Here is a 14,539-nt window from a genome sequence, read left to right on the forward strand (position 1 = left end):
GACTTGAGATCATAATATATTTTTCTTGCAATTCTCAACAAATATATCTTTCTATAAAAATTAAAAAAATAAAAGAGCGATTGCACTCTCGCTCTTGATCTTCTCATCATTGATAAAATGATACTCCCGTAAAAGCTTTTTAAAAGGCGAATAATTTATATCACGAATATTATAAATTTTTCTTGGACTAAAATAATCATCATATCTAATGCTCACATCTGTAAAGGTATTATCCATCGATCTCCTTTCAAAAATTCTCCTTCTAACGGTCTCATTGTTTGCGGTTATTTGAAATCTATGCTTTAAACTCACCTAAAGCGTTTTTTCTTAACTATATAATTTTGAACTTTGAAAATATATAAAAATGCCTCTGTATAAACGCTTTAAAATGCCAAGAGCTGTCATAATATTAAACTTGGTAAAGTGGTTGATGATTGTTCTATATTATATTTATTAAGCAAAATAGTAGTGCATCATAGATTTTATACCATTTACAAATATTATTTATGAGATGAACACGGAAGCGTTGAGAGGTGTGTTGTCGTTGTAAACCTTACTGCCTTCTTTAAAATCAAATAATTCTATGATTTTTATTCTCATATTCAAATCAATTTCATTTTAGTATTTCTTTCTTTTATTTTAAATAAAAGCTCTGCTAAAATAAAAAAATATTCAAAGTGTGAATCTTATGAAGGAGGGTAAATCAATGATGACATCTATTATTAAGAAAATAACAAATCTCATCTTTAAGAATATAATCCATACACAATATCCATACAAAAAGGTTATCATAAATATCGTGTGTGCTCTTCTCTTTGCTGGTATAACCCTGCCAGCAGGTGCTCAGCAATATAAACTTGGCGACATAGAAATTCTCAATCCTTGGACACGAGAAACACCTAAAGGTATAAGAGTTGGTAGCGGTTATCTCTATATTATTAATCACAGTAATACCCCAGACCGTTTGGTTTCTATTTCCACAAACGGAGTAAAAACAACAGAGATACACTCTATGGCTGTCGTTAATGATATTATGAAAATGGAAAAAATGCACAATGGCATTGAAATTCCGGGAAATGGAGAAATCACGCTTAAGCCTGGCGGTGATCATATTATGTTTATGGGGCTTTCAAAACCATTCAAGTTAGGTGATAAAATTAGCGCAAAATTGACATTTGAGAAAGCAGGAACCATTGATGTTGATTTCTCTGTAAACGCTATGAAAGTACCATCACCTTCTAAATCCTCTCTTGTTCACTAAGCTCCTTTTATATAAATACACAATAAATACACACTTTATAAAATGAAGGAGCGTGAATTTTTTTACGCTCCTTTATTTTTTGTTTAATGCCATCAGTAAAAAATTATCCTCTTTGATGAATTAACTATGGTCAATTTCAGGAATACGTAAAACTTGTCCAGGATAAATTTTATCGGGAGATTTTAGCATTGGCTTATTGGCTTCAAAAATAAATGTGTTTTTATTACCTTGCCCTTTTCCATAAACCTCTTCAGCAATTTTCCAAAGATTATCACCAGATTTAACCTCATAAAAGCGAGAAGTTTTTCTAGGCGTTGTATCTATAACCTTTAATTGATCAACATCTACAGAAGAGATACCTTGTGAATTGCCAACAACCAGCAGTGCTTTTTCAAGTGTTTCCCTGTCTGGAACTTCACCGCTTAAAATAGCTTTACCGTCTTCAACTTGAATATTGACTTTTTCTGTACCGAGTTGAAAATCATCAAATGCTCTTTTAAAATCCTTTTCTTTTGGTTCATGGTCCCCAATACCTAACTTTTCCCCTACAGTTTTAATAAAATTAAAAAATCCCATTACGACCTTCTTTCGTGTAGCAGAAACAAATTTTTGTGCATATATTGCCACATTCTTTTCTTTGCTCTTAAAACACATAGGCAGATTTTCTAAACTTCAACAATCAAAACTACATCTGTTCAATTATGAGACAAATACAATAATAAACTTTGTAATAAACCTTGATAAAAAAAGCCTTTATGAAAATTTTCTCTCAAATGAAGGGATCTTAATAGACATAGAAACATTATAAATTATGAAAGCAAAACAAGATTTTACAGTAATGACAAAAGGTTTTTTACTTTGCTACAATTTGTATCATATTTGTTTTGCAAAAAAAATATGAACTCCCATATAAATAAGTGTGGGTAATTTGCTACCACAGCAATAGAAAGGTCTAAGAAACCATGAAAGATACACCAACAATCACACAAACGATTGTACTTGTTGATGATGATCGCAATATTTTGACATCTTTATCTTTTGCGCTTGAGACAGAAGGATATCGGGTTGAAAGCTATACAGATGGAGCATCTGCACTCAAGGGTCTCACACTTCACCCTCCACACTTAGCTATTTTTGATATTAAAATGCCCCGAATGGATGGGATGGAACTTTTGCGTCGTTTGCGTCAAAAATCTGATCTTCCAGTTATTTTTCTCACCTCTAAAGATGATGAAATTGATGAATTATTTGGTCTCAAAATGGGAGCTGATGATTTTATTACTAAACCTTTCTCCCAACGTCTTCTTATTGAACGCGTGAAAGCTATTTTGCGCCGTTCTAATGCACGTAACCAACCGCTTTCTACAGGAACTTCTTCCACCTCTTCTATCAAACGTGGAGATCTTGTGATGGATCAAGAACGCCATACCTGTACATGGAAAGATAAACCTGTTATTTTAACCGTTACGGAATTTTTGATTCTGCAAACCTTAGCACAAAGACCAGGAGTTGTAAAAAGTCGTGATGCTTTAATGGATGCTGCCTATAGTGATCAAGTCTACGTAGATGATCGCACCATTGATAGTCACATTAAACGTCTGCGTAAAAAGTTTAAACAAGTGGATGATGATTTTGCAATGATTGAAACACTTTATGGTGTAGGTTATCGTTTCCACGAGGTATAAAACTACTTTGTCGCAAAAATTTGAACGGCAATCAAATCGATGACAGACAATTCTCAACTGGAAACTTTACAAAAAACAACCGTTAATGGTACATCCTCAACGCCATTTCTTATGTTTGCTCGTTTGCATCTTCGAATACAACGTCTCTTTAGACAATTGCTTTTTTCCAGCCTTACACGTCGCATTGTTATATTAAACATTGCTGCCCTTGCCGTTTTAGTTACAGGCATTTTATACCTTAACCAATTTCGCGATGGTTTAATTGAAGCAAAAATTAAAAGTTTATGTACCCAAGGAAAAATTATTGCTGGGGCTATTGCTGCTTCTGCAACAGTAGATACAAATTCTATCCTCATTGATCCCCAAAAACTCTTAGAGTTACAGACTGGTGAAAGCGTTACACCAGCCCCTCAATCAACCGATTCTTGGGATTTTCCTATTAACCCTGAGCAAGTTGCCCCTCTTTTACGGCGTCTCATCACACCTAAAACGACAAGAGCACGTATCTATGATCGTGATGCTACTCTCCTTCTTGATTCGCGCGTTCTTTATTCTAGTGGAGAAGTTTTTAGTTATGATTTACCCCCACTTAAAACAGAACAAAACATGTGGGATCGCCTTACTTCATGGTATTCAAGCGCATTTTATGGCAAAGGTATTGCTCTTGACAGAGAACAAATAAAAACCAGTGGTATTGCTTATCCAGAAGTGTACCGTGCATTAAACGGATCTCTTGCTACGGCAAAAAGACGCAACAGACAAGGGCAATTAATTGTTTCTGTTGCCGTTCCTGTTCAACGCTATCGCGCAGTGGTTGGAGCTCTTCTTCTTTCAACCACTGGTTCCGATATTGATAACATTGTAAAAGGCGAAAGACTGGTTATCTTTAAAGTTTTTGCCGTTGTAGGTAGCGTACTTTTGGTTCTTTCTCTCTTTTTGGCCCATACGATTGCCCATCCATTAAGTAAATTATCTGCCTCGGCTAATCGAGTGCGTAATGGCAATAATCAGCGTGTAGAAATTCCTGATTTTTCAATGCGTGAAGATGAAATTGGTCACCTTTCAACTTCTATTCGTGATATGACCAATGCCCTTTATATGCGTATTGAAGCCATTGAACGCTTTGCTGCTGATGTAAGCCACGAATTAAAAAATCCTCTCACCTCTCTACGCAGTGCTGTTGAAACGCTCCCTCTGGCTAAAAATGAAGAAGCACAAGAGAAATTGCTTGAAATTATTCAACATGATGTGCGCCGCCTTGATCGGTTGATTACAGATATTTCTGATGCATCACGGCTCGATGCAGAGCTTGCACGAGAAACCGCAGAGATTGTTGATATGACACCGCTTTTGGAAAGTCTTGTTCATGCTGTTCAGGAAGTGTATCGTAATACGCAAACCATTGATATAAGCCTTAATATTGTTCCACGTCCTCATGGAAAAGCCTATCTTGTATTGGGACACGAACTCCGTTTAGGACAAGTGATTTCAAATCTTCTTGAAAATGCGCGTTCTTTTATTCCTCGGAATCGTGGCAAAATTTGCATTACTATGAAAAGTCATGCTTCAACCCTTATTTTAACCATTGAAGATAATGGCCCAGGTATTCGTTCAGAAAATATTGAACGCATTTTTGAACGTTTTTATACAGATCGACCAAATGAAGATGCTTTTGGGCAAAACTCTGGACTTGGCCTTTCTATTAGTCGGCAAATCATCGAAGCTCATAATGGGACAATTACAGCCGAAAATATTATTGATCCTACACTTGGGAAGTGTAAAACTGGTGCACGTTTTACTATTATGCTTCCGCTTGCTAAATAAATCTTTTATCCAAAGTAAAAGACATGAAAACAAAATGTGAAATACTCCACGCAAATTGCCTTCAACTAGGCGGCAAGGGGCTGTTAATTATAGGTCCATCGGGATCAGGAAAATCAACCCTCACCCTTTCTTTGCTTGACCGCGCTGAGTGGTCAAAACGTGAAGCGAAGCTTATCAGTGATGATTATACAATGTTGCGTGCGGAAAATGGAAAGCTTCACGGATACACTCCCGATAATTTAGAGGGCGGCATCGAGATTCGTGGCGTTGGTCTTTATATGATAGAATTTGAAAAGCACACAACTATCGATTGTGCTATTTTTCTCGGTCCGGAATATGAACGTTTTTCCACAAATAAAACTTTTCAATTTGAAAATTTGCACATTCCTCTTTTAAAACTTCCCTCTCTTCGTGAAGCCGATTGTACCGCCATTTGTCAAGCTATTGAAGCATTTTTGTTTAAAAAAATATGGCATAAATCTGTCTAATTTTTTTCTAAAGATAAAAAAATCACAATTTTTGCCTTTTTTTTGCAAATTTTTCTTGGCAGCAAGATAAAGCCTTGTACAATGTCTTTCCCACCAATATGGTTGGGTCTTATTAGTTAACAGGAGTTTGCGTAAATGATTGGACTCGTGCTTGTAACGCACGGTGAGCTGGCTGTCGAATTTTTACATGCCGTGGAACATGTTGTTGGAGTACAAGAAAAGTTCGCAACAATATGCGTTTATCCCGATGACGATATAGATCAGCGCCGAGGTGATATTATAGCCGCAGTAACCGATACAGATACGGATCATGGCGTCATCATATTAACAGATGTGTTCGGTGGAACACCATCAAATATAGCTATTCCTGCTATTGAAAAAGGGCGCGTTGAAATGATTGCGGGTGTTAATTTGCCCATGCTTATTAAACTGATTTCTATTCGCAAATGTCCTGATATTTCATTATCAGACGCGTTAAGAATAGCACAAGAAGCAGGGCGTAAATATATTAATGTACCAAGTATGATTAGCGGATAATAAAATACCAATGTTTTCCAAAGATACCCTCCCGTGTATAAGTCGTCATTTTAATATCTGTAATAAACGTGGGTTGCATGCACGTGCTTCTGCAAAATTTGTACAAACTGTTGACAATTTTAATGTTACTGTTGAAGTTGAAAAAGATGGAAAAATTGTTGGCGGATCATCAATTATGGGACTTATGATGCTAGCGGCTTCATCCGGTTGCAACCTCACCATTCGTGTTTCAGGACCAGAAGCAACAGATGCTCTTAATGCTCTTGAAAAGCTCATCAATAACAACTTTGGAGAGGAAAACTAGTGCTTTTTCATCATAAACAAGGATGATAATTCTTAGAAAATAGGAACTTTCCATCATTATTTTGAATTTTAATTTCTCTTCCCGCTTTTATACCAATATTCATATCCATTATGGATTGGTATAATTATCATAAATGTAAAAGCTTATAGTAATTTTGTTATGCTGGTTTTTTCTTCCTTTCCTAACATTATTTGACCAATTTGAATAGTTTTGCGTATTATGGCTATTCCCCGACTTAATCATATAATTAAATCTTTACAGAAAAGAGAACTCTTCACCTTGTATTAGAATATGCTTTATTTTAGGCTAAAGATAAATGTCAAAATAATTTCGCACATCAACAATCTATCAACTTTTCTTATTTTCTGCTAACTTTGTAGCCTTTATAATACACAAGTAATCTTCCATTGCACATCATTGTGATACAGATCATGAAAACGCAATTCTTATCAATGTCATAACCATTTTCTTAAAACGAATAAGCTTTATACGCTCATAATTATAGTAAGCATTTTTTAGACATTCTTTTTCTACACTATTGCCTTGTTTTATGTGGTACGTGCCCCGCCCTTATTATCTATATTGCGCTTGGGATAGCATCTTTCATTATAAGGAGATAATATCATGGGTCGTCTATTTAGTGCTCTCCAGATTCCTCAACAAACAACAAAAGCCCTCGTATCATTGCAAAATGGCTTACCAAAAGCGCAATGGATCAACCCGCAAAATTTTCATGTCACCTTATCTTTTTTTGGCGAAGTTGAAAGTTCTACAGCAGATGAAATTATGCATACCTTTAACACTATAGAACTTCCTTCTTTTACACTACAGATAAAGGATTTTGAAGTTTTTGGTTCAGAAAATGCTCCCCATTCTCTTGTGGTTCGCATTGAACCTTGTGAAAAGCTTACTCTTTTACATGAAAAGATGCAATATATTCGGAATAAATTAGAGTTAAAGCCTGATGAAAGACTGTTTATTCCGCATATCACTCTTGCACGAATATTTGATATTAATCTTAAAGATCTTTCTTCTTATCTATCTTTTCAAAATGATTTTTTTGTCCCTCCTTTTGAAGTTGATCATTTTGTTTTATTGTTATCGGCCTCTCCCTTAAATAAGGCTCCCTATATTGTAAAAGGAAATTGGCCACTTCAAAAATAAAAGGGTGTTTGTCACACCCTTTAAAAACTCTTTGAGAAAAGACCCTATATATATGAAACTGCAGGGAATACTGCATTTTACGATAGAGGTTTGTTATTGATGTGTTTTAAGCCGAATCAGCTTCAACAGAAGCTTCTTTTGCTCCTCCTTTAGCTACACCCACTATAGCTGGACGTAACACCCTTTCCCCGATAATATAACCTGCCTGAACCACTTGTTGAACAGTATTATCTGGAACATCAGCATTGGGAATTTCAAACATCGCTTGATGAAAGTGAGGATCAAATTTTTGCCCCTCTGGATGAATTTTTTGCACCCCATGACGTTCTAATGCTGCCATCATGGCACGTTCAGTCATTTCAACGCCTTCTGCCAATGATTTCAAACCAGCATCACTCTCCCGTGCACCTTCTGGAATAGCTTCCAAAGCACGACTGAGATTGTCAGAAACCGATAACATATCCCGTGCAAAATTAGCAATGGAATAAGCCTTTGCATCCGCCACATCTCGCATAGTACGGCGTCGAAGATTTTCCATATCTGCAACAAGACGTAAAAGCTGATCTTTCAGTTCTTTATTTTCATCCTGCAAAGACGCTAAAAGATCACTAACCTCATTGCTTTCTGTTTCAATGACTTCGTGTTCCTCTGTTTTATGTGTTTTTAAAAATTCATCGGCTGCCTGTTTAAGTGTATTACGATCAGCTGGATTTTTTAAATCACAATTTTCAAATGAAGCGTCAGTAAATTTGTTTTTTTCATCAGACATAAAAATTTTATTCCTTCATAAGATTCTTTATTCTCGATATCGAAATTCTACAGACAAAAATCAAGGGGTAGCGATGTATATAATACAATGAGCTTTTATAGTACAAATACTTACTTGCATCGTTTTAACGCAATAACTGTGACACAAGTTGAGCTGTATAATCAACCATGGGCACAATCCTTGCATAATTAAGCCGTGTAGGACCAATAACACCTAAAGCACCAATGACTCTTTGTTGTGAATCTCGATAAGGTGCTACAACTAAAGAAGAACCAGAAAGAGAAAATAACTTATTTTCTGAACCAATAAAAATTCTAACCCCAGAACCTTCATCCGTTAAATCGAGAAGCTGTGCCATACTCTCGCGCGTTTCAAGATCATCAAACAAATGGCGTAACCGTTCTAAATCTTCTTCTGCTTTCACATCTTCAAGTAAATTGCTACGCCCGCGAACAATGAGGTGTATTTTATGATCAGCATCTTCTCCTCCCCAAAGAGCTAATCCCGTTTCAACAAGATGATGTGATAAATCATCAAGTGCGGCCCTTGTTTCTGCGCATAAGCGGGCAATTTCCCCTTTAGCTTCACTCAATGTACGCCCTTGAATATGGGCATTGAGAAAATTCGTTGCTTCCGTCAATTGTGCATGGGTAACCCCTTCTGGTAAATGAACAATACGATTTTCAACTTCACCTTGTTGAGTCACCAAAACGGCAAGAGCGTGCTCCCTATCAAGGCGCACAAATTCAATATGTTTCAATGTTCCTTCTTGTTTTGTTGCTAAAACAAGCCCTGCCCCACGTGAAAGATCTGAAAGAACTCGGCTTGCTTGAACAAGAAAATGTTCAACCGATTGTGCATGACCAGCCTCTTTGACTTGCATTTCAATATTTTCTCGCTCTTCGTTTGGCAAATCACCCGCTTCCATAAATGCATCAACAAAAAAGCGTAAACCTGATTGTGTCGGCATTCGACCCGCAGAAACATGTGGTGCATAAATCAAACCGAGATGTTCAAGATCACTCATCACATTGCGAATCGTCGCAGGCGATAATGTCTGTTGTAAAAGCCGCGAAATATTACGTGACCCTACAGGTTCACCATCATTAAGATAAGCTTCAACAATATGGCGAAAAATATCACGCGAACGTTCATCAAGATATTTTAGTTCATTATCAATAGTTTTGTGCTTCATCTCAATTGTTTCACTACTTTTAAAATCCTCATCTCTTATATAAGTTTTGCCAAGGTTTGGTCAAATAGTCTAAAGTAGTATAAAAATATATTATCCTATTGAGCTGTAAAATGCTACCTTTCAGAGTGATGCTTGATAAATTACGCAGGAAATATTTTTTGTTAGAGTGTGTGAGAAATATTTAAGATAAGAGTTGATCTGTAAAGTGGTCTGCTGTAGGGACTTATCAAGAGAATCTAGATTGATTAAAAACCGCTGTAGATAGAAAATTTCACCCTTTAGAGCAAGCAGGAAATTGGAAATTTACCATAAAAATGCTATCATAAATAAAGACATGTCTTTCATATCTTTGCAAGGTTATTTTCATACAAGATAAAAAATTTTATTGGAATAAAATATCATTAAACGTGTAAAATAATCATATCATGTAAAATGTGTGTGTATGAGCATTAAAGTCGGTTTTTAGCACAAAAATAATTCCCCTTTCATTTTTGGAGAAATCTATATGAGAAGCATAGCAGATAAAAAACTTGTCATTGCTACACATAACACCGGAAAATTGCATGAAATCACTACTTTAATTACGCCTTTCGGTTTAATAATACAATCGGCAAAAGAACTGGGCTTGCCAGAACCAAAAGAAACGGGAAAAACATTTGAAGAAAATGCTTATATTAAAGCTTTTTCAGCAGCAAAAAAAACAGGACTTCCTGCCCTATCTGATGATTCAGGCTTAGAGGTAGATGCATTGGAGGGTGCGCCAGGCGTTTATACCGCTGATTGGGCAATTCAAGCCGATGGTACACGTAATTTTCCAAAAGCTATGAAAAAAATAGAAAATGAACTCCAAAAAGTCGGAGCACGAGAAAAAAGTCAACGGAAATGCCGTTTTATATCCGTCATTTGCATTGCATGGCCTGATGCTCATGCAGATTACTTCCGTGGATGCGTTGAAGGAACGTTCATTTGGCCTCCACGGGGAGATAAAGGCTTTGGTTTTGATCCTATTTTTTTACCCGATGGATGTGAAAATACCTTTGGAGAAATGTCAACAGAGCAAAAACACAACTGGAAACGTAATGATATTCCCCCTCTTTCACATCGCGCACGTGCTTTCAAACTTTTGGCAGAAAACCTTTTAGCATTCTCATGAAAGAACCTTTTGGCATTTACATTCATTGGCCCTTTTGTGCAGCTAAATGTCCTTATTGTGACTTTAATTCGCATGTTCGCATCCATGGTGTTGATCAACCACGTTTTGTCACCGCCTTTAAGCGCGAAATAGAAACACAATACCACAAAATAGGCCCACGCCATATTACAAGTATTTTTATTGGTGGAGGAACCCCTTCCCTTATGGAGCCGCAAACTGTCGATGCCCTATTGCAAGCACTTGCAAAAAAATGGGTAGTCGATGATAAAGTTGAAATTACATTAGAAGCTAATCCATCCAGTGTGGAAGCAGAGCGCTTTCGTGGATACCGTGCGGCAGGTGTTAATCGCTTATCTCTAGGGATACAAGCGCTCAATGATAAAGCATTGCGCAAACTTGGCCGACTCCATAATGTGGAACAAGCTCTTTGTGCCATTGCTTTAGCACGGCAAATTTTTCCACGTTTATCCTTTGATCTCATTTATGCCCGCCCCGAACAAACCCTTGAACAATGGAAATCTGAACTTGTACAAGCAATTGATTTAGCAGCGGACCATCTTTCTCTTTATCAATTGACGATCGAAGAAGGAACCGCCTTTAAACGGCTTCATGATGCAGGAAGACTTATCCTTCCCCCATCAGAGCTAGCAGCAGATCTGTATCATCTTACTCAAGAAATAACGGCACTACATGGACTTCCTGCCTATGAAATCTCAAACCATGCAATGCCCGGTGCCGAATCAGCACACAATCTTCTTTATTGGCGTTATCACCAATATGCAGGCTTTGGTCCAGGAGCACATGGACGTTTCATTGAGCACGCATCGAATCATTCCTCTTTCTGTTCAAAAACATTGTCATCACACCTTGAAAACCGCGAACGTTATGTCACAATAAATGAAAAGCATCCCGAACAGTGGCTTAATTTGGTAGAAACAACAGGACATGGCTGTATTGAAACGGAACATTTAACCACTGAACAACAGGCAAATGAAATGCTCCTTATGGGATTACGCCTTTGCGAAGGCTTAGAACTTATACGCTATGAAACCTTAAGCCCTAAACGTATCCCAATGGAAAAACTGATCGATTTACAACACCAAGAATTGATAGAAATGGTGGATAACCAACGCTTAAAAGCAACAACCAAAGGACGTATTGTTCTTGATCACATCATCAGCCAACTTGCAAATTAAAGTTTTTATAACAACATACTTATTTTAATCATAATTATCATTTTTCATAGCAAGGTGAGATTAGAATATTGTGAGCTTCTCTCATTTCAAAACTATTTATAGCAAGTTAGTTATCGCCATTTGCTTACACCTTAAAAATAGAGAAGCATGTGGATAAAAACTATAAAAAAGGAGTAAAAAGGCCTCTTATGAACACTCTTAAGTGCTAAAAGCTATTGCAATATTTTGAGCTAGAAAGTGTATGGTGCTCTAACTTTATTTTTCATAAACATAAAGATGGGGAGGCATTATAGATTTTATATTACAACATTCATAAGCACCGTAGTAGCACAAATGTGACAAACATTGAGAAAATTCCTCTAAAACAAATACGTGAATGCATAACACGATAATGTATTTTTTCTTTATGAAATCGTGGCACCATTAAAAGAACCATAGAAATAAGCATGAAACCATGCATCAATTTCTGATTATTTAAAAAGATCTTACTCTATTTACTTTTGAAAACCGTAAAGCCGAATAAAAAAGAAAGTAAAAAAGCACGCTGATTTTCACCTTTATACCTTTATATTTTTCCTCAATGAGATTGTAAGTCTGTTTCAGAGATTATAAAAAATAGATATACGCAATACTTTTATCCTATTCTGGCATGTAAAAGCGGTTATCGCAAAAAGTACTGAACCAATATTTATTTGAGATACGCGGCTGTATGATTGGTATTGATTTATAGGTCACAGCAAAATCACGAGCTTTATTAAACAAATAATGCACTCAAATGGCAAATATACCCGATATGAATCGAGATTGCTTTGTTAGCGAGCGAAACGATGTTAATCCCATATGATCTTACTTGTATGCATAATACTTATGAGTATCTGTACGCGTCCTTTAAGGTTATTTTATTAAAAAATTGAGAATAATACTAGGACAATCCTTGGCTCAAGAAGTCAACATGCTGCTACAAAAAATTCTGTGTATCTTTATCATAACCAAGATTCAAGCTGATTAAATAAGCTCACCTTCTATCTCGTAATGATTTTGCAACGGAAGTTCTTGGGGACAAAAAAAGCATGGCAAAATATATGAAATAAAACAAACTTAAAGCGCTTTTCCTATAGGCTTTATTCTAAGAGAGTCTAATTGGAACAAGAAGTACCTTTTATGAGAGTGCAGAAAACATATCAAAACATGAGCTGTGAATGAGCGCATTTATGTTGTACGAACTTTTTACAATAGCAGCATGTTTTTGTGTGTCTTTATGGCTTCAACCTGTCATCACACAATGATGATATAATATTCATTGTTTTCCATATATGATTGCGTGTGACTTCCTTTCTACACTTTAAAGAACGAATATTTTCAATCCAATATGGTCTAAACAGTTCTACTTCTTCAAGCAGGTCTCTCTTGGCTTTCCAATTATGTAATTCACTTAACTAAAAACTCTACAGGCAAGAATCCCAACTTAAGAATATTCATCACTTACTCTAAAACCACTTAATATATTAAGTCTTACGAGACTCATATCACCACACCTTAAATGTCAATATCTTATAGCTCAACAAGATAAAGGTATTTTTGAACCAAAAATCTTTTCTTTATGCAAAAAATTCAATAATAAAACGCTCATAAATAGTAGTAAGAGTTTCCACTGCATTAAGGGCCACACACTCATCTACCATATGCATCGTTTGCCCTGGTAAGCCAAATTCAATCACTGGGCAATAATCCTTAATAAATCGCGCATCTGAAGTACCACCAGAAGTGGAACATTCTGGTATATTCCCTGTTACACTTTTAATAGCATTGGATAAAGTTTGAATGAGTTTATCATTTTTGGTCAAAAAAACATCTCCTAAACTTGGAATCCATTCAAGCTGATAAGAGGGATATTGGTCACCATTGTTTTTTGATTGCACCAAAGCAAGACGCTTTTCAATTTCCTTCATCAGTGTTTCTTTTGTCCAAAGATCATTGTAGCGTATATTAAAATGAACTGTTGTCTGCGCTGGGATAACATTGACCGCTAAATTACCGGTATCAATGCTTGTTAGCTCTAGATTACTGGGTTGAAAATTCTCTGTCCCTTTATCTAAAGCAGTTTGTGTCAATGCTTGAATAAGCTTACTTGCCAAAGGCAAGGGATTAGCAGCCCGCTCTGGAAAAGCAACATGACCTTGGCGACCTTTCACGGTAATGATACCAGAAATCGATCCGCGGCGACCGATTTTGATGACATCCCCAACAGTCTTTACACTTGTTGGTTCCCCCACAAGAGCCGCGGTCCATTTTTCGCCTTTTTTTTCTGCCCATTTGAGAAGTTTGACGGTACCATTAACAGCAGGTCCCTCTTCATCACCGGTAATCAAAAAACTTACCATTCCTTTAATGGATCGTTTCTCAAGAACTCGCGCTAGCGCCGCAATAAAACAAGCGATTCCGCCCTTCATATCAACAGCACCCCGCCCATATAATTTTCCCTGATCTATGACAGCTTCAAAAGGTGAATAAGTCCAATCTTCCAATGCACCTGGTGGTACGACATCTGTATGACCCGCAAACATAAGATGGGGTCCTTCATTTCCCATTTTTGCATAAAGATTTTCAACATTATCTGTATTTTTATCCGTAAAAATAGGGCGCTCGACGTGAAATCCCATTTTTTTCAAAAATTGTTCCAAAGTTGATAAAGCTCCCGCTTCATGAGGTGTAACAGAAGGACAACGGATAAGTCTCTTTAGTAGCTGAAGTGGATCTGTAAGAACAGGCATAAGGTCCCTTCCCATTTTTTATAAGTCATCGGAACTTAAGGTTATTACGCTGAATTACAAAAAAGATAAAGAAAAAACATTGAAGACACTCAGCAAACCAAGCAGGGGAGAACAATCGTGCTGAGAGCTTCAATGGCTTCCTCATTATACATGAGCAAGCACACACACAACAAAACACTCAACAAAAAGTTC

The 14,539-nt window shown here is 36.6% G+C and carries 14 protein-coding genes; 9 read left to right on the forward strand and 5 right to left on the reverse strand.

The features are described 5' to 3' along the window. Window positions 1-60: 60 nt before the first annotated feature. Entirely contained in the window at window positions 61-237 is a 177-nt protein-coding gene (locus tag ACFILU_RS04590; RefSeq protein ID WP_375637224.1) for a hypothetical protein, read from the reverse strand. Between the two features lie 469 nt (window positions 238-706). Between ACFILU_RS04590 and ACFILU_RS04595 the strand changes: the two genes are divergently transcribed. Further along, the gene (locus tag ACFILU_RS04595; protein ID WP_273790231.1) at window positions 707-1,261 is read left to right on the forward strand and encodes a copper chaperone PCu(A)C; all 555 of its coding nucleotides are present in this window, start codon (window positions 707-709) and stop codon (window positions 1,259-1,261) included. A gap of 120 nt (window positions 1,262-1,381) precedes the next feature. On the opposite strand, the gene lysM is transcribed toward ACFILU_RS04595, so the two are convergent. Beyond that, window positions 1,382-1,837 carry a peptidoglycan-binding protein LysM gene (gene lysM / locus ACFILU_RS04600; protein WP_273790230.1) on the reverse strand — a complete coding sequence of 152 codons (456 nt, stop codon included), beginning with the start codon at window positions 1,835-1,837 and terminating at the stop codon, window positions 1,382-1,384. A gap of 386 nt (window positions 1,838-2,223) precedes the next feature. Between lysM and ACFILU_RS04605 the strand changes: the two genes are divergently transcribed. From ACFILU_RS04605 to thpR, 6 genes are all read left to right on the forward strand, one after another. Beyond that, window positions 2,224-2,946, forward strand: coding sequence for a response regulator transcription factor (locus ACFILU_RS04605; protein WP_375674928.1), 723 nt, complete (start codon window positions 2,224-2,226; stop codon window positions 2,944-2,946). 39 nt (window positions 2,947-2,985) lie between these two features. Continuing rightward, window positions 2,986-4,770, forward strand: coding sequence for a stimulus-sensing domain-containing protein (locus tag ACFILU_RS04610; protein WP_375674930.1), 1,785 nt, complete (start codon window positions 2,986-2,988; stop codon window positions 4,768-4,770). A 23-nt stretch (window positions 4,771-4,793) separates the two neighbouring features. Continuing rightward, entirely contained in the window at window positions 4,794-5,258 is a 465-nt protein-coding gene (locus ACFILU_RS04615) for an HPr kinase/phosphatase C-terminal domain-containing protein (RefSeq protein ID WP_375674931.1), read from the forward strand. A gap of 135 nt (window positions 5,259-5,393) precedes the next feature. After that, window positions 5,394-5,795, forward strand: coding sequence for a PTS sugar transporter subunit IIA (locus ACFILU_RS04620; protein ID WP_273790227.1), 402 nt, complete (start codon window positions 5,394-5,396; stop codon window positions 5,793-5,795). 10 nt (window positions 5,796-5,805) lie between these two features. After that, entirely contained in the window at window positions 5,806-6,099 is a 294-nt protein-coding gene (locus ACFILU_RS04625; RefSeq protein ID WP_012754483.1) for an HPr family phosphocarrier protein, read from the forward strand. 624 nt (window positions 6,100-6,723) lie between these two features. After that, entirely contained in the window at window positions 6,724-7,263 is a 540-nt protein-coding gene (gene thpR / locus ACFILU_RS04630) for an RNA 2',3'-cyclic phosphodiesterase (RefSeq protein ID WP_375674933.1), read from the forward strand. Between the two features lie 106 nt (window positions 7,264-7,369). Here the strand turns inward: thpR and grpE are convergent, their stop codons facing one another. Further along, window positions 7,370-8,032 (reverse strand): nucleotide exchange factor GrpE, encoded by a 663-nt coding sequence (grpE, locus tag ACFILU_RS04635; protein WP_375674935.1) that lies wholly within the window; start codon window positions 8,030-8,032, stop codon window positions 7,370-7,372. A 124-nt stretch (window positions 8,033-8,156) separates the two neighbouring features. Next, the gene (gene hrcA, locus ACFILU_RS04640) at window positions 8,157-9,227 is read right to left on the reverse strand and encodes a heat-inducible transcriptional repressor HrcA (protein ID WP_375674937.1); all 1,071 of its coding nucleotides are present in this window, start codon (window positions 9,225-9,227) and stop codon (window positions 8,157-8,159) included. A gap of 505 nt (window positions 9,228-9,732) precedes the next feature. On the opposite strand from hrcA, the gene rdgB reads away from it, so the two are divergent. Beyond that, window positions 9,733-10,380: an RdgB/HAM1 family non-canonical purine NTP pyrophosphatase gene (rdgB, locus tag ACFILU_RS04645; protein WP_273790223.1), complete on the forward strand. Its 648-nt coding sequence runs from the start codon at window positions 9,733-9,735 to the stop codon at window positions 10,378-10,380. Then, on the forward strand, window positions 10,377-11,576 hold the full coding sequence (gene hemW, locus ACFILU_RS04650; RefSeq protein ID WP_375630575.1) for a radical SAM family heme chaperone HemW: 1,200 nt from the start codon (window positions 10,377-10,379) through the stop codon (window positions 11,574-11,576). Before rdgB ends, hemW begins: the two co-directional genes overlap by 4 nt. Before the next feature lie 1,598 nt (window positions 11,577-13,174). Here the strand turns inward: hemW and dapE are convergent. After that, entirely contained in the window at window positions 13,175-14,347 is a 1,173-nt protein-coding gene (gene dapE, locus ACFILU_RS04655; RefSeq protein ID WP_375674939.1) for a succinyl-diaminopimelate desuccinylase, read from the reverse strand. Between the last annotated feature and the right edge of the window lie 192 nt (window positions 14,348-14,539).

The organism is Bartonella sp. CL100XZDX (genome assembly GCF_042195375.1).
Classification (GTDB): domain Bacteria; phylum Pseudomonadota; class Alphaproteobacteria; order Rhizobiales; family Rhizobiaceae; genus Bartonella.

What these genes read in the sequence shown, in the direction of transcription:
- rdgB (WP_273790223.1), top strand. Translation starts at nt 9,733, where the DNA reads ATGAGAAGCATAGCAGATAAAAAACTTGTCATTGCTACACATAACACC.
- lysM (WP_273790230.1), bottom strand. Translation starts at nt 1,837, where the DNA reads ATGGGATTTTTTAATTTTATTAAAACTGTAGGGGAAAAGTTAGGTATT.
- ACFILU_RS04615 (WP_375674931.1), top strand. Translation starts at nt 4,794, where the DNA reads ATGAAAACAAAATGTGAAATACTCCACGCAAATTGCCTTCAACTAGGC.
- hrcA (WP_375674937.1), bottom strand. Translation starts at nt 9,227, where the DNA reads ATGAAGCACAAAACTATTGATAATGAACTAAAATATCTTGATGAACGT.
- grpE (WP_375674935.1), bottom strand. Translation starts at nt 8,032, where the DNA reads ATGTCTGATGAAAAAAACAAATTTACTGACGCTTCATTTGAAAATTGT.
- ACFILU_RS04605 (WP_375674928.1), top strand. Translation starts at nt 2,224, where the DNA reads ATGAAAGATACACCAACAATCACACAAACGATTGTACTTGTTGATGAT.
- thpR (WP_375674933.1), top strand. Translation starts at nt 6,724, where the DNA reads ATGGGTCGTCTATTTAGTGCTCTCCAGATTCCTCAACAAACAACAAAA.
- ACFILU_RS04595 (WP_273790231.1), top strand. Translation starts at nt 707, where the DNA reads ATGATGACATCTATTATTAAGAAAATAACAAATCTCATCTTTAAGAAT.
- ACFILU_RS04590 (WP_375637224.1), bottom strand. Translation starts at nt 237, where the DNA reads ATGGATAATACCTTTACAGATGTGAGCATTAGATATGATGATTATTTT.
- ACFILU_RS04620 (WP_273790227.1), top strand. Translation starts at nt 5,394, where the DNA reads ATGATTGGACTCGTGCTTGTAACGCACGGTGAGCTGGCTGTCGAATTT.
- ACFILU_RS04625 (WP_012754483.1), top strand. Translation starts at nt 5,806, where the DNA reads ATGTTTTCCAAAGATACCCTCCCGTGTATAAGTCGTCATTTTAATATC.
- dapE (WP_375674939.1), bottom strand. Translation starts at nt 14,347, where the DNA reads ATGCCTGTTCTTACAGATCCACTTCAGCTACTAAAGAGACTTATCCGT.
- ACFILU_RS04610 (WP_375674930.1), top strand. Translation starts at nt 2,986, where the DNA reads ATGACAGACAATTCTCAACTGGAAACTTTACAAAAAACAACCGTTAAT.
- hemW (WP_375630575.1), top strand. Translation starts at nt 10,377, where the DNA reads ATGAAAGAACCTTTTGGCATTTACATTCATTGGCCCTTTTGTGCAGCT.